We start from the raw sequence: 21,648 nt of genomic DNA, 5'->3' as shown, positions 1-21,648 counted from the left end.
TTAAGGAGTTGCCCTGATGAGCAGCCTGTCCGTTTACCACGTCTCAAGCCCTGACTTGCCAAACAAGGTGCTGACGCATTTCGAAGACATCGCCTCGACTCTGGCCGAACAGGGCGTGCGCTTCGACCGTTGGCAAGCCACGGCGAAGATCCAGCCCGGCGCGAGTCAGGAAGAAGTGATCGCGGCGTACCAGGAGCAAATCGACACGCTGATGACCGAACGTGGTTACATCACCGTCGATGTGATCAGCCTGAACAGCGATCACCCGCAAAAAGCAGAATTGCGCGCCAAGTTTCTCGACGAACATCGCCATGGCGAAGACGAAGTACGATTTTTCGTCGCTGGCCGTGGCTTGTTCACCCTGCATATCGACGATTACGTCTACGCGGTTCTTTGCGAGAAAAACGACCTGATCTCGGTCCCGGCCGGCACCCCGCACTGGTTTGACATGGGCGAGCATCCGCATTTCGTCGCGATCCGTCTGTTCAACAACCCCGAAGGCTGGGTGGCCAACTTCACCGGCGATGACATCGCCAGCCGCTTCCCGCGTCTTGAGGACTGAGCCAGTGCCGATCAACGCGATTCTCACCGACATCGAAGGCACCACCAGTGCGGTGAGTTTTGTGTTTGACGTGCTGTTTCCGTACGCCGCCAGACACCTGCCTGATTTCGTTCGCCAGCACGCCGAGCGTGCGGATGTTGCCGAGCAACTGAACGCCGTGCGCCGGGACAACAACGAGCCGAACGCTGACGTCGAGCGGGTCATTGAGATTCTTCTGGGCTGGATCGCCGAAGACCGCAAAGCGACGCCACTCAAAGCGTTGCAAGGCATGGTCTGGGAGCAGGGCTATCAGGCCGGACAGTTGAAAGGCCACGTTTACCCGGACGCCGTTGAAGCGCTCAAACGCTGGCATCAGGACGGCTTCAAACTGTTTGTTTACTCTTCGGGATCGATTCAGGCGCAAAAACTGATCTTCGGCTGTTCGCAGGCGGGTGACTTGTCACCGCTGTTCAGCGGCTATTTCGACACCACTTCGGGGCCCAAGCGTGAAGCGCAGTCCTACGCGCGCATTACCCAGGCCATTGGCCTGCAAGCTTCGCAGATTCTGTTTCTGTCCGACATCGTCGAGGAACTGGACGCGGCGCACACGGCGGGAATGGCTACGTGCGGATTGGCCCGAGAGGGTGGAGAACTGGCGGGGCATGTGACGGTGGACAGTTTTGCGCGGATTGATCCTGCTGCGTTTTAAACGACAACTGACGCCCTAAACAACTCAGGCCGTGAAGCGAAAGCGCTCACGGCCTGTTTGTTTGCAGCGTGTTTATTTATACAACCGCAGGATTTACACCGAGTGATAGGTCGGCAGGGCAAACCGCTGCTGGCTTTGCAGCATGGAGATCTGCGGCAGTTCACTGGCCTGTTCGGCAATGTCACGGCGAATGGCACTGATCACCCAGGACAACTGATCACCGGCATGCAATTGCTGGTAGGAAATCGAACGTTTGAAGACTTTGCCGTCGGTGCTGCTCAAGGTCAGCAGAATCCCGCCGTCCGGACGTGGCTGGGTGGTCACTTCGAAGTTGGAGAACAGGGACGAAAATTTTTCTTGGATCAGGCTCATGTCTATCAGCTCCGTTAGCTCTTGAATGGCAAGCATGTAGAGGTAGTTGCAGTGATTGTGCCAGCACCTGTTTTTTTTAAAGTCCTTATAAATCAATAAGTTAATTTTCAGTTGATTTTTTACTTTCGTGCAATCTGCATGAATGGCCATCGTGCATCCTGCATTTTGCGTGGTCGACCCGAATTGGATGGAACGAATTGCCCGGCGCAAGCTCTCCCTTTCGAATTCATCAGCCGTGGATACAAAACATTTCAAAAACCGCGTGTACAGCTCAGGAACCGCTGACGTATTTTCGGCCTCAATCAACGCCGCCCGATAATAAAAAGATCGACCGGGAGCAACCATGAGCCGCACGTCGCACGACACGATTACCTGGGGCATGATGCTCCGCAAGCTGCCTTCCATTGCCAAGGCCATTCCTCGAGTGGTGAAGGGCATGAAAGTCGCCAACGTCAAGGACCCGACCCAACCGTGTGGCCTGGGCTGGTACTTCGAGCAAGCGACGTTGCGTAATCCCGATGGCCCGGCATTGCTGCAGGGCGAGAGGGCGCTGACGTATGCTCAGGTCAACCAGTGGGCGAACTGCATCGCCCATCATCTGATGGCCCAAGGCATCCGCAAGGGCGATGGGGTGGCGATCTTTATCGAGAATCGCCCGGAACTGTTGGTGACGATTCTGGCGGTGGCCAAGGTCGGCGCGATCAGTGCCTTGCTCAATACCTCGCAAACTCGCGATACCCTGGCTCACAGCCTGAACCTGGTAGCGCCCGCGGCAATCATTGTCGGAGAAGAGCTGGTCCCGGCGTTTTTGGCGGTGCGCGAGCGGGTGTCGATCGAGGCGGCGCGCACCTGGTTCGTCGCCGATCAAGACACCTTCACTCAACCGGGCATTGCGCCCGACGGGTTCATTAACCTGATGACGGCCAGTGCCGACGCTTCCAGCGACAATCCTTACAGCAGCCAACAGATTTTCTTCGACGACCCTTGTTTCTATATCTACACCTCGGGCACCACCGGCTTGCCCAAGGCCGGGGTGTTCAAGCACGGCCGCTGGATGCGCAGCTGCGCAAGCTTCGGGCTGATCGCATTGGATATGCGCCCGGAGGATGTCGTCTATTGCACCTTGCCGCTCTATCACGCCACCGGGCTGTGCGTGTGCTGGGGTTCGGCGATCAGTGGCGCCTCGGGCTTTGTCATTCGCCGCAAGTTCAGCGCCAGTCAGTTCTGGAACGATGTGCGCAAGTACCGCGCGACCACCCTCGGTTACGTTGGCGAATTGTGCCGTTACCTCGTGGATCAACCGCCCAGTGCCGACGACAGCAAGCACAGCGTGACGAAGATGATTGGCAATGGCCTGCGCCCTGGCGCGTGGGGCGAGTTCAAGACGCGATTCGGGGTGAACCATATCTGTGAGTTGTACGCCGCCAGCGACGGCAATATCGGCTTCACCAACATCCTGAACTTTGATAACACCGTCGGTTTTTCCCTGATGTCATGGGAGTTGGCGGCCTACGACCACGACAGCGGCGCGCCGATTCGGGATGCCAAGGGTTTCATGCGCAAAGTCGCCAAAGGCGAGCAGGGGCTGTTGCTGGCGAAGATTGACGACAAGGCACCGCTCGACGGTTATACCGATCCGCAGAAGACTGAAAAGGTTGTGCTCCACGACGTGTTCGAGAAGGGCGACCGTTACTTCAATACCGGTGACCTGCTGCGTAACATCGGTTTTGGCCACGCTCAGTTTGTTGACCGTTTGGGTGACACCTACCGCTGGAAGGGCGAAAACGTCTCGACCACCGAAGTCGAGAACATCCTTCTGCAACACCCGAATATTTCCGAGGCCGTGGCCTACGGTGTGGAGATCCAGAACACCAACGGGCGTGCCGGGATGGCGGCGATTACGCCAGCCGAGTCCCTGGCTATCCTGGATTTCAGTGAGTTGCTGGCTTTCGCCCGCGAGCAATTACCCGCTTATGCGGTGCCGTTGTTCCTGCGAGTGAAAGTGAAAATGGAGACCACCGGGACCTTCAAATACCAGAAGACTCGCCTCAAGGATGAAGCCTTCGACCCCGGTAAAACCGGCGATGACCCGATCTATGCCTGGCTGCCGGGGACCCAGACTTACGTGCAGGTCACTCCGCAGTTGCTGGCGGATATTCACGGCGGCGCTTTTCGTTATTGAATGCAGCGCTATTGAATGTGGCTATGGCCGTCCATGAGAAAAAAGAAGTGACAGCCTCGGGGCTGCTCGGGAAACTGTCGGCTTTGCGAATAACAGAAAGTGGAGTCCCCAATGTCAGACCAAAGCCGCCAGATGACCCCCGAAGAAGCCGCTGAATTTGCCGAACAGGTATTCAACAAAGCGCGCGAGGGCGATGCGGCCATGATGGCTGCGCTGTTGACCAAGGGCCTGCCGCCGAACCTGCGCAACCACAAGGGCGACACCTTGCTGATGCTGGCGGCGTACCACGGCCATGTGGAGACGGTAAAAGTCCTGCTTGAACACAAGGCTGATCCGGAAATCCGCAACGACAACGGCCAGAGCCCGATTGCCGGCGCGGCGTTCAAGGGTGATCTTGCGGTCGTCACGGCGTTGGTTGAAGGCGGGGCGCAAGTGGAAGGCTCGTCCTTCGATGGCCGTACCGCGCTGATGATGGCGGCGATGTTCAATCGCGTCGAAATCGTCGACTACCTGATCAGCAAAGGCGCCGACCCGAAAGCCAAGGACGCCAATGGCGTCTGCGCGCTGGATGCCGCCAAGACGATGGGCGCGGTGGACACCACGGCGCAGTTGCAGAAGCTGCTCGGCTGATTTGCACCCTGTAGCCGCTGCCGAGCAAGCTCGACAGCTGCTACACACACCATCAATACACCCAAACCTCAACCCGCCGATTCTTGATTCGCCCCTCATCCGCGCTATTGGCCGCCACTGGCATCTCGGCGCCAAAACCACGAATCTCGCGAAATACCACGCCGCTTTTCACCAGTTCCCGCCGCACCGCCATGGCCCGAAGTTTCGACAGCAGATCGGCCCGCGCCGGATCACTCTTGGCGTCGCCAAACCCCACCAGCGTCACCTGCCGATTGGTTTTGTCACGCTGCTTTATATAGTCGAGCACCCGCGACAGGTCCTGCCGGGCCTTGTTGTCCAGCGTCGCACTGCTTTCTTCGAAACGGAAATTCACTGACAATCGCTGGGCATGACGGCTGAGCGCCTGGTAACCCTCAGGCATCAATGCATTCGGCGTGACAGTCATGGCCTGGACGGTCTGGGCGATAAAACCATTGGCGGCGACAATCGCCTGACCCTTGCTGCTTTGGGCGAACGCCACCAGTGCTTCGGCCCAGGGATTCTTCCCATTGGGCGGCAGGTAAAAGAACAGCCGGCGGGACAACGGATAGTCTTCCGTAGCGATGAGGCTGTTGAGCGGCAACATGGCTTGGGATTGGCCGTCGGCAATCGCCACGGCTTTGGCCTGACGCACGTAAGGCAGGCCGATGAAGCCGATACCTTGCGGGTCGAGGCTGACCGCGTCGGACAATTGCTCGCTGGATTCGAACCGTTTCGCAGCGCTGCTCAGCGTTTTCCCACGACGGCTGAGGACCAGTTCCTTGAACGTGTCGTAGGTGCCCGATTGGTCATCCCGCGCATAGAGATGAATCGTCCCACCGCTGCCGCCGAGTTCTTCCCAGGTTTTTGCCTCGCCGCTGAAGATTCGTGCCAGTTGTTCGGTGTTCAGTTCACTCAACGGATTTTGCGGATGAAGAATGATCGCCAGACCATCAATGGCAATGACTTGCTCGGCGCCGGCGCTTTTAAAGTCGCCCAAGCGTGCAAGGTCCACCCGTTCGCTGTCCTTGATCGGGCGCGAGGAGGCGGCAAGATCGGCAGTGGCGGTTTTCAGGGCAGTGAAACCGGTGCTGGAACCGTGGGCCGCGACGTCCACCACGACCCGGCGGCCCTGAACGGTTTCACCGACGACGCGCAGTTCGTTGGCTTTGTCCGGGGCCTCGCTGTGAACCTTGAGCAGACCCTGTTCGCGCATCAACCCCTCAACCAGCGCCGGCCCCAATGCCGCGCCAATGGTATTGGAGCCCTGGATGCGCAGCACCGGGCCAGGCTCGGGCGTCGGCAAATCGCCAGCCGACGCCGTCAGCGGTAGCCAGGCGCACAGCATCAACAGGAACAACACGCGCAGCGTCATGCCGGCACCTTATAAAGCCAAAGGGAGTGCCGGGAGAATAAGTCAGTAAGATTTCTGAAAGATGACAGTCTCTAATGATCGTTCCCACGCGCAGCAAAGGAATGCATCTCGTGACGCTCTGCGTCACCTCCAGAAGCGGAACGCGGAGCGTCCCTGGCTGCATTCCCACGCAGAGCGTGGGAACGATCATCGACGCAAACCTGAGGGATCAGCTCAATTCAAGCCAGATAGGCGCGTGATCCGATGGTTTTTCCATCCCGCGCAGGTCGTAATCCACACCCGCAGCCTTCACGCGAGGCAACAACCCGTGGGACGCCATGATCAAGTCAATCCGCAGCCCGCGCTTGGGCTCATCCTCAAAACCGCGGCTACGGTAGTCGAACCAGCTGAAACGGTCGGTCACCTGCGGGTTCAAGTGACGGAAGCTGTCCACCAGGCCCCAGTTCTTCAAGCGGGCCATCCACTCGCGTTCTTCCGGCAGGAAGCTGCATTTGCCGGTTTTCAGCCAGCGTTTCATGTTGTCCGGGCCGATACCGATGTCGCAGTCTTCCGGGGAAATGTTCACGTCACCCATCACCACCACCGGCTGATCATTGCTGAACTGGCTTTCCAGCAATTGCTGCAGATCGCTGTAAAAGCGTTCCTTGGCCGGGAACTTGGTGGGGTGATCTCGGCTTTCGCCCTGTGGGAAATAGCCGTTCATGATGGTCACCGGCACGCCATTGGCGTCGGCGAAAGTGCCCCAGATGAAGCGGCGCTGAGCATCTTCTTCATCGGTGGCGAAACCTTTGTGCAAGGCAATCGGTTCCTGACGCGAGAGCAGGGCGACGCCGTAGTGACCCTTTTGCCCGTGGAAGTACACGTGATAACCCAGCGCCTGAACCTCGGCCAGCGGGAATTGGTCGTCGTGGACCTTGGTTTCCTGTAAGCCGATAACGTCAGGCTGATGCTTTTCGATCAGCGCCGCCAGCTGATGGGGGCGAGCGCGCAGCCCATTGATGTTGAAGGAGACGATCTTCATGGTCGGCAGTCCTGGCAAAAGGGCGATGCTAGCTGACATGTGGGAATGGGGCCAGTGTGGGGTGAGGGGATTCACTGTGTTCTGTCAGGTCTATATTGGCAGTTAGGGCCTCTTCGCGAGCAGGCTCGCTCCCACAGGGGACGAGTCTGGTCTATACCTTGTGGGAGCGAGCCTGTTCCGGGCGGCGTTCCGACGAAGACGGCTAAAGCACCCATGCTGATTTGGATCAGCAAGGAACTGTGCCGCTGCTTATAGGCTCGTACCAATAAGAGCGCAGTCATTTGAGCTGTGCCAGGGGAGAAATGCCGTTATGCCCGAAACCTCGACCGTCATCGCCGATATTCACATGCTCGACAACGGTTATTCCCGCGAAGCTCGTTCGCTGTTGTATCAGGCTTACCGGCATGAGCCGACATTCGGCTACCTGTTCGAAGCGGAGCGTCCCGGTTATGAACAGCGGGTCCGCGCCACCGTGCGCGAGCTGGTCAAACAACACTTTCTTCAGGACTTGCCGGCCATCGGCCTGCTGGTCAACGACCGGTTGATCGGTATCGCGCTGATCGCGCCGCCGCAACGTCGCCTGGGCATCACCGAAAGTTGGGCCTGGCGTTTGCGCATGGTGCTCAGCACCGGGTTTCGCTGCACCCGTCGCTATCTCGAGTATCACGATGCCGTGATGGCTTGCGTGCCGTCCGACTCGGTGCACCTGCTGCCGTTGCTGGGGGTTCATCCGCAATTCCAGGGCAAACACTTCGGCGAACAATTGCTGCAAGCGGTGCACAACTGGTGCGCGGTGGATGAGCACTCCGAAGGCGTGATTCTCGATACCGGGAATCCTCGTTATCTGGAGTTCTATAAGCGTCAGGGTTATGAGGAAATCGGTGAGGTCGCCGTAGGACCGATTCGCGAGCACGTGTTTTTCCACGCCAACCCGCAGGTGTTACAAACAGCAACGGCATAAAGGTAGAACTTTCACGCCACGCCAGGCTCTATCACGCTCCCAAGCTCGTGATAGCATCCGCGCCTATGAAGTTTCCAGGAAGAATTACCAGCGGCGTGCTGATGCTGATTACCAGCTGCACGGCGCTGGCGCAAAGTGAATTGGATGTGCGGATCAAACCGTCCAACGATGAACTGAAGGCCAATATAGAAGGCTATATCGGCAGCCCCGGCGATCGTGATGAAGAAGCCTTGTTGCGCTTCAGTCGTGGCGCCGAAGAACAGGCGCGCAAGGCTGCCCAGGCTTTGGGTTATTACCAGCCGCAGATCGACTCGCAGGTGAAGGGCGGCAAGACGCCTCGCCTGGTGCTGACCATTGATCCGGGCGAACCTGTACATCTGCGCAACGTCACTGTTCGCATCGACGGCCCGGCGGCCTCCCTCAAATCCTTTCGTGTACCCAAAGGCAATGCGTTGAAAACCGGCGCAGTGCTCAACCATGGTCATTACGAGGACGCCAAGCGCCTGATTCAGAACCAGGCTTCGCGCTACGGCTTTTTCAGCGGGCACTTCAGTAGCCAGAAATTATCAGTCGACCCGCGAGCCGGCGTTGCCGACATTGAACTGATCTATAACAGCGGCCCGCGCTATTCACTGGGCAAGGTCAGTTTCGAGGGTGACACGCCGTTTGACGAAGACCTGTTGCAACGCATGGTGCCGTTCAAGGCGGGCGCGCCTTATGATTCCGAGCTGATCGCCGAACTCAATCAGGCCATGCAATCGAGCGGCTATTTTGAAAGTGTGCGGGTGGATGCGGCGCCGACGGCGTCGAAGAACGATGTCATCCCGGTAGACGTCAAACTCGAAACCCGCAAACCACGGACCATGGGCCTGGGGCTGGGTTATTCCACCGACGTCGGCCCACGGGTCAAGGCCAACTGGACCCGGCACTGGGTCAACCCTCAGGGGCACAGCTATGGCTGGGAGACTGAAGTCTCGGTACCACGACAGAACGTCGGTGTGTTCTATGACATTCCACTGGACCCGCCGCTGACCGACAAACTGCGGTTCGCCGGTGGCTATCAGAACGAAGAAATCGCCGACAACGACTCCCTCAGCAAACTGCTGACCGTCGGTCCCGAGTGGCACAGCAAGCTGCCCAGCGGTTGGCAGCGGGTGGTGTCGCTCAAGTGGCAGCGCGAGGAATACAGGCTTGGCGACGACTCGGGGCTCAGCACGTTGCTGATGCCTGGCGTCAGCTATTCCTACCTGAAAAGCGACAATCGCATCGACCCGCACAACGGTTATCGCCTGGAATTCGAGACCAAAGTGGCCAAGGAAGGTGTGGGCTCGGACACCAATCTGGTCTACGGCACCGCGTTGGTGAAAGGCTTGACCACGGTCTTCGACAAGCACCGCTTACTCGGGCGGGTGCAGGTCGGCGGCAGCGCCACCAACGGCTACAAATCGGTGCCGCCGTCGTTGCGCTTCTTCGCCGGTGGCGATCAGAGCGTGCGCGGCTACGACTACCAGAGCCTGTCCCCGGAAAACTCCGAGGGCGACCGCATCGGTGGCCGCTACATGATCGCCGGCAGCGTCGAGTATCAGTACTCCATCGCCGAAAAATGGCGGGTCGCGACCTTCATCGACCAAGGCAACTCCTTCAACACCCTCGAACTGCCGAACCTCAAGACCGGTGTCGGTATCGGCGTGCGCTGGGTCTCGCCGGTGGGGCCGATACGCCTCGACCTGGCCCATGCGATGGACGACGACGGCGGCATTCGACTGCACTTTTCCATGGGGCCTGAGCTGTGAATCGTGGTTTGAAAATAACGCTGTCGGCGACTCTGGCGCTGCTGATGCTGGTCATCCTGACCGTGGCCACGGTGCTGGGCACAGCGGCGGGCAGTCGCTGGGCGCTGGGGTTTGTGCCGGGTTTGACCGTGGACAATTTCCAGGGTCGACTGGGCGGACAGTGGAGTGCCGACCATGTGCTGTGGCAGCAGGACAGCAGCCGGGTTGAGCTGAACAAGGCGATTTTCGCCTGGTCGCCGTTGTGCCTGACGCGTATGACCCTGTGCATCGAGCAATTGAAAGCCGATCAGGTCAGCCTGCAATTCCCGCCCGGTACGGAAGAAGAAGGCAGCGGGCCGATCAGTCTTCCGGATCTGAAATTGCCCTTGGCCATCGAGCTGGGCGATGTCCAGGTCGGCAGCCTGCTGTTCAACGGCAGCGAAGAACTCAAGGGTTTGCAACTGGCGGCGCACTGGACGGCCAAAGGCTTGCAGATCGACTCCGTTCATTTGCAAAGGGATGATCTGAGCCTGAATCTTTCAGGCCTGCTGCAACCTAGCGGCAACTGGCCGCTGACCGCCGAAGGCAAACTGACCCTGCCGGCGCCCGGCACCGAGCCTTGGACGCTGGCCCTGAAGGTCGACGGCGATCTGCTGAAAACCATGAACCTGAAAGCCGACAGCAGCGGTTACCTGAACGGCCAACTGACCGGTGAACTGCAACCGCTGGTGGAAAACCTGCCGGCCAAGGTGCGGATCACCGCTGACGGGTTCAAGCCCAGCGTCGATTTGCCGGACACCCTGCAACTCAACCAACTGGAACTCACCGGCGACGGCGACCTGAAAAACGGTTACCAGTTGCTCGGCAAAGCCACGTTGCCCGCAGAACTTGGCCCGGTCGCGCTGTTGCTGCAAGGCAAGGTCGACGCCAATGGCGCTCAGATCGCCGTGTTGGACCTCACGGCCAACGACAAGCAAAGCCTCAAACTCACCGGCAACCTCGACTGGAGCAAAGGCCTGAGCGTTGATGCAAAAATCGACTGGCTGGATTTCCCGTGGCATCGCCTCTATCCGCTGATCGACGAGCCAGAAGTGGCATTGCGCAGCTTCAACGGTGAAGTTTCCTACACTGACGGCCAATACCTCGGCAGCTTCAAAGCCGCACTCGACGGCCCGGCCGGCGCGTTCAGCCTGACCAGCCCGTTCAGCGGCGACCTGACGAAAATCTACCTGCAACAAATTCAACTCGAAGCCGGCCAGGGCAAGGCCGAAGGGCACCTGAACCTGCAATTCGCCGAGGGTATTGCCTGGGATACCGCGCTGGACCTGTCGGCGATTAACCCGGCGTACTGGGTCGCAGAGTTGCCGGGCACCCTGGCCGGACCGTTGCGCAGCAAAGGCGAGATGAAGAATGAAAAACTCAGCCTGACCGCTGATCTCGACTTGAAAGGCAAACTGCGCGGCCAACCGGCAGTGATCCAGGCCAAAGCCGATGGCGGTGGTGAACAATGGAACCTCAACGCGCTGCAAATTCGCCTTGGCGACAACAGCATCAACGGCAAGGGCAGCCTGCAACAGAAGCTCGCCGGCCAGATCGATATCAAGCTGCCGCGCCTGGCTCAGCTCTGGCCGCAACTGCGCGGTCAGCTCAATGGCCGCGTCGATGTCGCCGGGACGCTCAAGGCGCCGCAAGGCAAGCTCGGGCTGCAAGGCACGCAACTGGCGTTCGAAGACAATCGCCTGCAAAGCCTGAATCTGGACGCCACCCTCGACAGCGCACAGCGCGCGAAAATCGACCTCAAGGGCAGTGGCATTCAGGTTGGTGAGACGTCACTGGGGACGCTGACCGCCAGCGGCCAGGGCGATATGAAAAACCAGAAACTCGCCCTCGATCTGCAAGGGCCGAAGCTGAAACTTGCACTCGGCCTCGATGGCAATCTGGATAAAGGCAATTGGCGTGGTCGGCTGGCCAGCGGTGATATCCAGGCCGGCGGTCAGGACTGGAAGCTGCAAGGTCCGGCGAAGCTGGATCGGCTGGCGGACGGCAAGGTCAATTTCGGCGCCCATTGCTGGACGTCCGGCCCGGCCAGCCTGTGCGGTGAGGATCAGCGCCTGATACCTGAGCCGAAGCTGCGTTATCACCTCAAACAGTTCCCGATCGACAGCCTCGCGCAATGGTTGCCGAAAGATTTCGCCTGGAAGGGCCTCCTCAACGCCGACCTGCAACTGGACCTGCCGGCCAGCGGCCCGAACGGCCAGATCAGCGTCGATGCCAGCGGCGGCACGTTGCGCATCAAGGAGAAGGACCAGTGGCTGGACTTCCCCTACCAGACGCTGACACTCACCAGCAAACTCACGCCCAAGCGCATCGACACTGACCTCAACTTCGTTGGCGGCAAGCTCGGCGAACTCATGGTCCAGGCGCAGATCAATCCGCTGCCGAACAACAAACCGCTGACCGGCTCGTTCCGCTTGAGTGGTCTGGACCTGTCGGTAGCGCGGCCCTTCGTGCCGATGGTCGAGAAACTGACTGGTCGTTTGAATGGTAGCGGCACGCTTGCAGGCACGCTGCTGGCGCCGCAGGTCAACGGCAATCTGCTGCTCAGCGACGGCGAGATTTCCGGGCCTGAACTGCCGATGGACTTCGAAGCGCTGCAACTTCAAGCCGTGATTGCTGGTGAAACCGTGCAGTTGAACGGCGGTTGGAAAAGCGGCAAGAGCGGGCAGGGCACCTTGAGCGGCAACATCGCCTGGGGTCAGGCGCTGGTGGTGGATCTGGCGCTCAAAGGCACGCAATTGCCCGTCACCGTCGAGCCGTATGCCAAGCTGGAAATGGCGCCAGACCTGAAGATTTCGATGAAGGACGACAAACTGGCGATTGCCGGCAAGGTGCTGGTGCCCAAAGGCGAGATCACCGTGCGCGAGCTGCCGCCGTCGACGGTCAAGGTGTCCGATGACACGGTGATCGTCGGCCAGCAGACCGAAGCGGGCAAACCGCCGATGGCCATGGCAATGGACATCGATGTGGCGGTCGGACAGGACAAGCTCAGCTTTGCCGGTTTTGGCCTGACCGCCAATCTGCAAGGTCATGTGCACATCGGCGACAACATGGACACCCGCGGCGAACTCTGGCTCAACGACGGGCGTTATCGCGCCTACGGTCAGCGATTGACGGTGCGCCGTGCGCGGCTGCTGTTCGCAGGTCCCATCGACCAGCCGTATCTGGACATCGAAGCGATTCGCCAGACCGACGACGTGATCGCCGGCATTCGCCTGAGCGGCAGCGCCGAGCAGCCGACGACGCAGATATTCTCGGAACCGGCCATGAGCCAGGAGCAGGCGTTGTCCTATCTGGTGTTGGGGCGCCCGTTGAGCACCAGCGGTGAGGACAACAATATGCTCGCCCAAGCCGCGCTGGGGCTGGGGTTGATGGGCAGCTCGGGGGTGACCAGCGGGTTGGCCAAGGATCTGGGCATTCAGGACTTCCAGCTCGACACCCAGGGCAGCGGCAACGCAACCAGTGTGGTGGCCAGCGGCAATATTTCGGAGAAACTCAGCCTGCGTTATGGCGTGGGCGTGTTCGAACCGGCCAACACCATCGCCTTGCGTTACAAGCTGAGCAAGAAGGTCTACCTCGAAGCCGCCGGCGGCGTGGCCAGTTCGCTGGACATCTTCTACAAGCGGGATTTCTAAACCCGCGTTCCCTCGCCTGATCGTTCCCACGCTCCGCGTGGGAATGCAGCCCGGGACGCTCCGCGTCCCTTCCAAAGCCGAACGCAGAGCGTCCGTTGAGGCATTCCCACGCAGAGCATGGGAACGATCAGTCGCGCGCCATTGATCAACTAAATAGCAAGCAACCTAACTATTACGTTGACATTCGCTGCCTAGGCAGTAACATCTCGTCATACATTCTCTGCCTAGGCAGCTAATTGGTGGTCAGATGAAGCATTTCACGCCAGACGAATTCCAGCATTGCCATCTCGGCCTCCTGCTCGGGCGCGCTGCGCTGCTCAAGGACCGGATCATCGACACGCACATGGAACCCCACGGCATCACCGCCGCGCAGTTCAAAGTGTTGATCATCATGGCCCAGTTCGGCGTCGATACCCCGGCCGAGCTGTGCCGTCACCTGTCGCTGGACAGTGGTTCGATGACCCGCATGCTCGATCGTCTAGAACAGAAAGGTTTCCTCGCCCGCCAACGTTCCGAGGCGGACCGCCGTCAGGTTCAACTGGTGCTGACCCAAGAAGGCGAGAAGCTTGCCGACCGCCTGCCGCACATCGGCGCCGATGCGATGAATGAACTGGCAGGCGCGATCACCCCGGAAGAATTGAAAACCCTGGAACTGATCCTGAAGAAAATTTTGGTGGCAGCCGGTGACTCGATCACGCTGCTGCGGGTAGGTGACAAATGAGCAACAAAACCCTGCGTACTGGCCTAAGCCTGGTGCTGGCGGCCATGACCCTGGCCGGTTGCGCCAGTTACAGCGGCCTGACCACCGAAGGCGTCAGCCTTGATGCGAAAACCCTCAAGGCCGGGCAATCCCTCAGCGGCGTGACCCTCTCGCCCGCGGCCTGGCCGAAAAGCGACTGGTGGAAAAGCCTCGGCGACCCACAGCTCGACGGCTTGATCCGCGAAGCCTTGCACGACAGCCCTGACATGCAAATCGCCGATGCCCGCGCCCACCAGGCCAGCGCCGCCGCTTACTCCGCCGACGCTGCGCGGATGCCAACCCTCGATGCCAGCGCTGGCGTCAGCCGTTCGCGTCTGGCCCGGGATCAGGACCCGAGCGGGCAGGGCGACAGGTACTCCACCGTGCGTAACATCAGTGCCAGTTTCAATTACAACTTCGACCTCTGGGGCGGTCAGCGCGACGCCTGGGAAGCCGCACTGGGCCAGGCCCGTGCTGCCGAAGTCGATCAACAATCCGCTCAGCTGACCTTGTCCGCGGACGTGGCTCGCGCCTACAGCGACCTGGGTCAGGCACACATCGTCTATGACCTGGCCAGTGAAGACCTGAAGCGCACCCGGCAAATGCTCGATCTGAGCCAGCGTCGCCTGAGTTCCGGGATCGACAGTCAATACCAGTTCCAGCAGACCGAAAGCCTGGAAGCCACGTCCGAAGCGAGCCTGATCGACGCCGAGAAACGCCTGCAAAGCGCGAAAATCGCTTTGGCCGTATTGCTCGGTAAAGGCCCGGATCGCGGTAACGAAATAGCCCGGCCGAAAATCCTTCAGGCCAGCGCCGTCGCGTTGCCCTCGGTACTGCCGGCCGAGCTGTTGGGTCGTCGTCCCGACCTGGTGGCCGCACGCTGGCGGGTCGAAGCGGCGAGCAAGGACATCGCCGCCGGGAAAACCCAGTTCTATCCAAACTTGAACCTTAGCGCTGCCGCCGGTGCCGAATCTTTGCTGGGCGACGCAATGTTCGGTTCGGCCAGTCGCTTCTTCAATATTGCGCCGACGATCTCGGTGCCGATCTTCGACGGCGGCCGCCTGCGCGCCGACCTCGATTCCCGCGACGCCGATTACGACCTCGCCGTGGCGCAGTACAACAAAAGCCTGGTGAAAGCGCTGGGCGATGTCAGCGACACCATCAACCAGTTGCGTGACATCGGCCGGCAGATCGGGGCTCAGCAGCACGCCACCGACATTGCCCAGGATTCTTACAACACCGTGGTCCAGCGTTACGGTTCCGGCATCGGGAATTACCTGGACGTGCTCAGCATCGAGCAGCAATTGCTCCAGGCCCAGCGTCAGCTGGCCAACCTGAATGCCGAGCAGATCGACCTGTCGATCCAACTGATGCAGGCGCTGGGCGGCGGCTTCCAGGGCGAAACCCTGACCGCAGCCAACGCAACCCCAGCCACGCAGCACAACTAATTCAAGGTACTTGTCATGGCCACTGCCGATACAACTCCTGCTCCAACTGATAAAGCGTCTGACAACACGCAAGACACGAGCAACCCGCGCAAACGCAAAGTCATGCTGGTGGTGTTGGCGATCGTGGTGATCCTCGCCGGTATCGGCGTCTGGGGTTATCACCAATTCTACGGGCGCTGGAACGAAAGCACCGACGACGCCTACGTGAACGGCAACGTGGTGGAAATCACTCCGTTGGTCACCGGCACCGTGGTCAGCATCGGTGCCGACGACGGCGACCTGGTTCACGAAGGTCAGGTGCTGATCAACTTCGACCCGAACGACGCCGAAGTCGGTCTGCAAAGTGCCCAAGCCAATCTGGCCCGCACCGTGCGTCAGGTTCGCGGCTTGTACAGCAACGTCGACGGCATGAAAGCCCAGGTCAACGCCCAGCAGGCCGAAGTGCAAAAGGCTCAGGACAACTTCAATCGCCGGAAAAACCTCGCCGCTGGCGGGGCGATTTCCCAGGAAGAACTGTCCCACGCTCGCGATGACCTGACCTCGGCGCAAAACGCCCTGGCCAACGCCAAACAGCAACTGAAAACCACCAGTGCGCTGGTCGATGACACCGTGGTTTCGTCGCACCCGGACGTGATGTCCGCTGCCGCGCAATTGCGTCAGGCTTACTTGAACAACTCTCGCAGCACCTTAATTGCGCCGGTTACCGGTTACGTGGCCAAGCGCTCCGTACAACTGGGCCAACGCGTCCAGCCGGGCACCGCATTGATGGCCGTCATACCGCTGGATCAGCTGTGGATCGACGCCAACTTCAAGGAAACCCAACTGCGTGACATGCGCATCGGGCAGCCAGTGGACATCGAAGCCGACCTCTACGGCAGCGACGTGAAGTTCAGCGGCACCATCGACAGCCTCGGTGCCGGCACCGGCAGCGCGTTTGCCCTGTTGCCGGCGCAGAACGCCACCGGTAACTGGATCAAGATCGTCCAGCGTGTGCCAGTGCGGATTCACATCAACGCCGAAGAACTGGCCAAGCACCCGTTGCGAGTCGGCCTGTCGACTCAGGTCGATGTGAACCTGCATGACCAGAGCGGTCCGGTGCTGGCGCAACAGCCGCCGCAAAAGGCCTCGTTCAGCACCAACGTCTATGACCGTCAGTTGGCCGAGGCCGACGCGATGATCGCTCAATTGATCCACGACAACAGCGCCGCGGTCAGCAAAACCGTTCAACGCTGATTCGCCAATCCGCCAGCTGCGCCCGTTAAAGGGCGCGGCGCCAGCCAAGTTTCAAAGGATTCGCGATGAGTAATAACGCGTCTTTCACGCCGCCAAGCCTAGTGCTCAGCACCATCGGCCTGTCGCTGGCGACCTTCATGCAGGTGCTCGACACCACCATCGCCAACGTGGCGCTGCCGACGATTTCCGGCAACCTGGGCGTGAGTTCGGAGCAGGGCACCTGGGTGATTACCTCATTCGCGGTGAGCAATGCCATCGCGTTGCCCCTGACCGGTTGGCTCAGCCGGCGCTTCGGCGAGGTGAAGCTGTTTCTCTGGGCGACAGTGCTGTTCGTGCTGGCCTCGTTTCTTTGCGGTATCTCGACCTCGATGCCGGAGCTGATTGGCTTCCGGGTGCTTCAAGGTCTGGTGGCCGGTCCCCTGTACCCGATGACTCAAACGCTGCTGATTGCCGTCTATCCGCCGGCCAGGCGCGGCATGGCCCTGGCATTGCTGGCGATGGTCACGGTGGTGGCGCCGATTGCAGGTCCCATCCTCGGCGGCTGGATCACCGACAGTTACAGCTGGCCGTGGATCTTCTTTATCAACGTGCCGATCGGGGTCTTCGCGGTGATGGTGGTGCGTTCGCAGCTCAAGGCGCGGCCGGTGGAAACCAGTTACCAGCCGATGGATTACGTCGGTTTGATCACGCTGATCATTGGCGTCGGCGCATTGCAGGTGATCCTCGACAAGGGCAACGACCTGGACTGGTTCGAGTCGAACTTCATCATCATCGGCGCGGCCATTTCCGTGATAGCACTGGCGGTGTTCGTGATCTGGGAAATGACCGACAAACACCCGGTGGTCAACCTGCGACTGTTCGCGTATCGCAACTTCCGCATCGGCACTATCGTGCTGGTGGGCGGTTACGCCGGGTTCTTCGGGATCAACCTGATCCTGCCGCAATGGCTGCAAACCCAGATGGGTTACACGGCGACTTGGGCTGGGTTGGCGGTGGCGCCGATCGGGATTCTGCCGGTGCTGATGTCGCCGTTTGTCGGCAAGTACGCGCAAAAGTTCGACCTGCGCTTGCTGGCCGGCGGCGCGTTCTTGTGTATCGGGTTGAGCTGCTTCATGCGCGCCGGGTTTACCAATGAAGTGGACTTCCAGCACATCGCTTTGGTCCAGTTGTTCATGGGCATTGGCGTGGCGCTGTTCTTCATGCCGACCTTGAGCATTTTGATGTCGGACCTGCCGCCGAGCCAGATCGCCGACGGCGCGGGCCTTGCGACGTTCCTGCGGACCTTGGGCGGTAGTTTTGCGGCGTCGTTGACGACGTGGATCTGGATTCGCCGGGCGGATCAGCACCATGCGTATTTGAGTGAAAGCATCAGCACCTATGAGCCGGCGACCCGGGAGGCGTTGAACAATCTGGGCGGAGCGGGGAGTCCGGCGTATGCGCAGCTGGATCATGTGCTGACCAGTCAGGCGTACATGCTTTCCACCGTGGATTACTTCACGTTGCTGGGGTGGGGGTTTATGGGGTTGATTCTGCTGGTGTGGCTGGCGAAACCGCCGTTTGCGGCGAAGGCGGGGCCTGCTGCCTCAGGTCACTAGGGGGCGGATCGTTCCCACGCTCCGCGTGGGAATGCCTCAACGGACGCTCCGCGTTCGGCTCTTGGGACGCAGAGCGTCCCGGGCTGCATTCCCACGCAGAGCGTGGGAACGATCAGGTCGATCAGGCAGAAGGTGCTGCCAGCTGTGGCGGCGGGGCGAAGTCGAACGGCGCCAACGCAAACCCATTCTCATCCACCTGCAACGCCCACCCCTGACGATCCCAATCCCCCAACACAATCCGCTTGGCCGCCTGCTCGCCAATCTGCAATTTGTGGATGGCCGGGCGATGGGTATGCCCATGGATCAAGGTCTTCACGCCAAAGGCCTGCATGATCCGTGGCACTTCTTCCGGCGTGACATCAACAATGTCATTGGCCTTCATCCGCGTCTGCGCACGGCTTTCACTGCGTAGCTTGCGCGCCAGTTTATGGCGAGTACTCAGGGGCAGATGCCGCAGGATGAACAGGGTTATCGGGTTACGCAGATAGCGACGCAGCTTCATATAAGCCTCGTCGCGGGTGCAGAGGCTGTCGCCGTGCATCAATAACACCGGTTCACCGTAAAACTGCACGACACTCGGGTCCTTCAACAACGTACAGCCGGCCTGTTTGCAGAAGGCCTGGCCGAGCATGAAGTCGCGATTGCCGTGCATCAGAAAAATGGCCGTGCCGCTGTCGCTGAGTTCGCGCAGGGCCTGGCAGATGGAGCGCTGAAAGGGCGTCATGGCATCGTCGCCAATCCACGCCTCGAAAAAGTCGCCCAGAATGTAAAACGCACTCGCCGAGCGGGCGCGTCCGGCGAGCAAATCCAGAAACGCCCGGGTGATGTCCGGGCGCTCCTCTTCCAGATGTAAGTCTGAAATCAGCAGTATCACTCAATGATCTCGGCTTTCTCGATGATCACGTCTTCTGCCGGTACGTCCTGGTGGCCGGATTTCATGGTGGTGGAAACACCTTTGATCTTGTCGACGACGTCGGTGCCGGCAACGACTTTAGCGAATACCGCGTAGCCCCAGCCCTGAGTGGTCTTGGCGCTGTGGTTCAGGAAGCTGTTGTCAGCCACGTTGATGAAGAACTGGGCGGAAGCCGAATGCGGTTCCATGGTGCGAGCCATGGCCACGGTGTACTTCTCGTTCGGCAGGCCGTTGTCGGCTTCGTTCTGGATGCTTGGGCGCTTGTCTTTCTTTTCTTTCATGCCTGGCTCGAAACCGCCGCCCTGGATCATGAAGTTACCGATGACGCGGTGGAAAACTGTGTTTTCGTAGTGACCGGCTTTGACGTACTCGATGAAGTTGGCAACGGTCAGCGGTGCCTTTTCAGCGTTCAGTTCCAGGACGATGTCGCCATGGTTTGTTGTCAGTTTGACTTGGGTCATGATCATTACTCTTTATGAGGTAAAGCATTTTCAATGAATTCGTGGGTTTCGGGGCTTCAACACCCCCAACCGGTCTGGCCAAAAACAGCCAAGATGCGCAGTTTAGCGTGCCAAGCGCGAATTTCGAGGCTGTTTTTCATTTGCATCCGATTAAATGCAGCCGTTTTCGGGCCTGCTCTGTCAGCGACTTGACGGCATCGGCTATGATAAGCCCCTTTGTTTTAACCGCCGCTTTGATTTGGCCAACTGGCCGCGCACTTGTACGTTCAAGGATCCTATGAGCAAGCCCACTGTCGACCCTACCTCGAATTCCAAGACCGGCCCTGCCGTGCCGGTCAATTTCCTGCGCCCGATCATCCAGGCGGACCTGGACTCGGGTAAGCACACGCAGATCGTCACCCGTTTCCCGCCTGAGCCCAACGGCTACCTGCACATCGGTCACGCCAAGTCGATTTGCGTGAACTTCGGTCTGGCCCAGGAATTTGGTGGCGTCACGCACCTGCGTTTCGACGACACCAACCCGGCCAAGGAAGACCAGGAATACATCGACGCGATCGAAAGCGACGTCAAATGGCTGGGCTTCGAATGGTCCGGTGAAGTGCGCTACGCCTCGCAGTATTTCGACCAGTTGCACGACTGGGCCGTTGAACTGATCAAGGCCGGCAAGGCCTACGTCGACGACCTGAGCCCCGAACAGGCCAAGGAATACCGCGGCAGCCTGACCGAGCCGGGCAAAAACAGCCCGTTCCGCGACCGCTCCGTGGAAGAAAACCTCGACTGGTTCGCCCGTATGAAGGCCGGCGAGTTCAAGGACGGCGCACGCGTGTTGCGGGCCAAGATCGACATGGCCTCGCCGAACATGAACCTGCGCGACCCGATCATGTATCGCATCCGTCACGCTCACCACCACCAGACCGGTGACAAGTGGTGCATCTACCCGAACTACGACTTCACCCACGGTCAATCGGACGCCATCGAAGGCATCACCCACTCGATCTGCACCCTGGAATTCGAAAGCCACCGTCCGCTGTACGAGTGGTTCCTCGAGAACCTGCCCGTGCCGGCGCAACCGCGTCAGTACGAGTTCTCGCGCCTGAACCTGAACTACACGATCACCAGCAAGCGCAAGCTCAAGCAACTGGTCGATGAAAAGCACGTTCATGGCTGGGACGATCCGCGCATGTCCACGCTGTCCGGCTTCCGCCGCCGTGGTTACACGCCGAAATCGATCCGCAATTTCTGCGAAATGATCGGCACCAACCGTTCCGACGGCGTGGTCGACTTCGGCATGCTGGAATTCAGCATCCGTGACGACCTCGACCACAGCGCCCCGCGTGCCATGTGCGTGCTGCGTCCGCTGAAAGTCGTGATCACCAACTACCCGGAAGGCCAGGTCGAGAACCTCGAATTGGCGTGCCACCCGAAAGAAGACATGGGCATGCGCGTTCTGCCGTTCGCCCGTGAGCTCTACATCGACCGTGAAGACTTCATGGAAGAGCCGCCAAAAGGCTACAAACGCCTTGAGCCGAACGGCGAAGTGCGTCTGCGCGGCAGCTACGTGATCCGCGCCGACGAAGCGATCAAGGACGCCGATGGCAACATCGTCGAACTGCGTTGCTCCTACGATCCGGAAACCCTCGGCAAGAACCCTGAAGGCCGCAAGGTCAAAGGCGTCGTGCACTGGGTGCCGGCCGCTGCCAGCGTCGAGTGCGAAGTGCGTCTGTACGACCGCCTGTTCCGCTCGGCCAACCCTGAGAAAGCCGAAGACAGCGCCAGTTTCCTGGACAACATCAACCCTGACTCGCTGCAAGTCCTCACCGGTTGTCGTGCTGAACCCTCGCTGGGCAATGCACAGCCGGAAGACCGTTTCCAGTTCGAGCGCGAAGGTTACTTCTGCGCGGATATCAAGGACTCGAAACCCGGTCATCCGGTGTTCAACCGTACCGTGACCTTGCGTGATTCGTGGGGCCAGTGATTCAAGGAATC

Annotated in this window: 17 protein-coding genes; 12 read left to right on the top strand and 5 right to left on the bottom strand. The window is 59.8% G+C overall.

All coding sequences use genetic code 11. The features are described from left to right. Positions 1–16 precede the first annotated feature (16 nt). Positions 17–562, top strand: coding sequence for a 1,2-dihydroxy-3-keto-5-methylthiopentene dioxygenase (locus ACYZT5_RS13865; RefSeq protein WP_462051596.1), 546 nt, complete (start codon positions 17–19; stop codon positions 560–562). A gap of 4 nt (positions 563–566) precedes the next feature. Beyond that, a complete protein-coding gene (gene mtnC / locus ACYZT5_RS13860; protein WP_462051595.1) occupies positions 567–1,250 on the top strand; it encodes an acireductone synthase in 684 nt (227 codons plus the stop codon). A gap of 93 nt (positions 1,251–1,343) precedes the next feature. Here the strand turns inward: mtnC and ACYZT5_RS13855 are convergent, their stop codons facing one another. Then, the gene (locus tag ACYZT5_RS13855; RefSeq protein WP_347803381.1) at positions 1,344–1,622 is read right to left on the bottom strand and encodes a DUF3509 domain-containing protein; all 279 of its coding nucleotides are present in this window, start codon (positions 1,620–1,622) and stop codon (positions 1,344–1,346) included. A 343-nt stretch (positions 1,623–1,965) separates the two neighbouring features. Here ACYZT5_RS13855 and ACYZT5_RS13850 point away from each other — a divergent pair, with 343 nt between their 5' ends. Together ACYZT5_RS13850 and ACYZT5_RS13845 are read left to right on the top strand one after the other, a co-directional pair. Further along, positions 1,966–3,804, top strand: a complete 1,839-nt coding sequence (locus ACYZT5_RS13850; RefSeq protein WP_462051594.1) for a long-chain-acyl-CoA synthetase — start codon at positions 1,966–1,968, stop codon at positions 3,802–3,804. A 111-nt stretch (positions 3,805–3,915) separates the two neighbouring features. Then, positions 3,916–4,434: an ankyrin repeat domain-containing protein gene (locus tag ACYZT5_RS13845; RefSeq protein ID WP_462051593.1), complete on the top strand. Its 519-nt coding sequence runs from the start codon at positions 3,916–3,918 to the stop codon at positions 4,432–4,434. Between the two features lie 52 nt (positions 4,435–4,486). Here the strand turns inward: ACYZT5_RS13845 and ACYZT5_RS13840 are convergent, their stop codons facing one another. Both ACYZT5_RS13840 and xthA read right to left on the bottom strand, forming a co-directional pair. Continuing rightward, positions 4,487–5,827, bottom strand: a complete 1,341-nt coding sequence (locus ACYZT5_RS13840; protein WP_462051592.1) for a substrate-binding domain-containing protein — start codon at positions 5,825–5,827, stop codon at positions 4,487–4,489. A 208-nt stretch (positions 5,828–6,035) separates the two neighbouring features. Beyond that, positions 6,036–6,848: an exodeoxyribonuclease III gene (gene xthA / locus ACYZT5_RS13835; RefSeq protein WP_462051591.1), complete on the bottom strand. Its 813-nt coding sequence runs from the start codon at positions 6,846–6,848 to the stop codon at positions 6,036–6,038. A 310-nt stretch (positions 6,849–7,158) separates the two neighbouring features. Here xthA and ACYZT5_RS13830 point away from each other — a divergent pair, with 310 nt between their 5' ends. The 7 genes from ACYZT5_RS13830 (at position 7,159) to ACYZT5_RS13800 (ending at position 18,288) form a co-directional block, all read left to right on the top strand. Further along, positions 7,159–7,809, top strand: coding sequence for a GNAT family N-acetyltransferase (locus ACYZT5_RS13830; RefSeq protein WP_462051590.1), 651 nt, complete (start codon positions 7,159–7,161; stop codon positions 7,807–7,809). A 65-nt stretch (positions 7,810–7,874) separates the two neighbouring features. Continuing rightward, the gene (locus ACYZT5_RS13825) at positions 7,875–9,602 is read left to right on the top strand and encodes an autotransporter assembly complex protein TamA (protein WP_462051589.1); all 1,728 of its coding nucleotides are present in this window, start codon (positions 7,875–7,877) and stop codon (positions 9,600–9,602) included. Further along, positions 9,599–13,273, top strand: coding sequence for a translocation/assembly module TamB domain-containing protein (locus ACYZT5_RS13820; protein WP_462051588.1), 3,675 nt, complete (start codon positions 9,599–9,601; stop codon positions 13,271–13,273). Before ACYZT5_RS13825 ends, ACYZT5_RS13820 begins: the two co-directional genes overlap by 4 nt. Positions 13,274–13,520: 247 nt before the next feature. Further along, positions 13,521–13,994, top strand: coding sequence for a MarR family winged helix-turn-helix transcriptional regulator (locus tag ACYZT5_RS13815; protein ID WP_462051587.1), 474 nt, complete (start codon positions 13,521–13,523; stop codon positions 13,992–13,994). Next, on the top strand, positions 13,991–15,460 hold the full coding sequence (locus ACYZT5_RS13810; RefSeq protein ID WP_462051586.1) for an efflux transporter outer membrane subunit: 1,470 nt from the start codon (positions 13,991–13,993) through the stop codon (positions 15,458–15,460). Before ACYZT5_RS13815 ends, ACYZT5_RS13810 begins: the two co-directional genes overlap by 4 nt. Positions 15,461–15,475: 15 nt before the next feature. Beyond that, the gene (locus ACYZT5_RS13805) at positions 15,476–16,693 is read left to right on the top strand and encodes an HlyD family secretion protein (RefSeq protein WP_462051585.1); all 1,218 of its coding nucleotides are present in this window, start codon (positions 15,476–15,478) and stop codon (positions 16,691–16,693) included. Positions 16,694–16,758: 65 nt separating this feature from the next. Further along, a complete protein-coding gene (locus ACYZT5_RS13800; protein ID WP_462051584.1) occupies positions 16,759–18,288 on the top strand; it encodes a DHA2 family efflux MFS transporter permease subunit in 1,530 nt (509 codons plus the stop codon). 121 nt (positions 18,289–18,409) lie between these two features. Here ACYZT5_RS13800 and lpxH read toward each other — a convergent pair whose 3' ends face one another. Then, on the bottom strand, positions 18,410–19,162 hold the full coding sequence (gene lpxH, locus ACYZT5_RS13795) for a UDP-2,3-diacylglucosamine diphosphatase (RefSeq protein ID WP_462051583.1): 753 nt from the start codon (positions 19,160–19,162) through the stop codon (positions 18,410–18,412). After that, a complete protein-coding gene (locus ACYZT5_RS13790; RefSeq protein ID WP_128869400.1) occupies positions 19,159–19,662 on the bottom strand; it encodes a peptidylprolyl isomerase in 504 nt (167 codons plus the stop codon). Before ACYZT5_RS13790 ends, lpxH begins: the two co-directional genes overlap by 4 nt. Positions 19,663–19,939: 277 nt before the next feature. On the opposite strand from ACYZT5_RS13790, the gene ACYZT5_RS13785 reads away from it, so the two are divergent. Beyond that, a complete protein-coding gene (locus ACYZT5_RS13785; protein WP_462051582.1) occupies positions 19,940–21,637 on the top strand; it encodes a glutamine--tRNA ligase/YqeY domain fusion protein in 1,698 nt (565 codons plus the stop codon). Positions 21,638–21,648: the final 11 nt, after the last annotated feature.

The sequence above is a fragment of the Pseudomonas sp. LB3P14 genome (assembly GCF_054898045.1).
The sequence above is the reverse complement of the archived record's forward strand: the minus strand, read 5'-3'. Positions and strand labels throughout refer to the sequence as shown.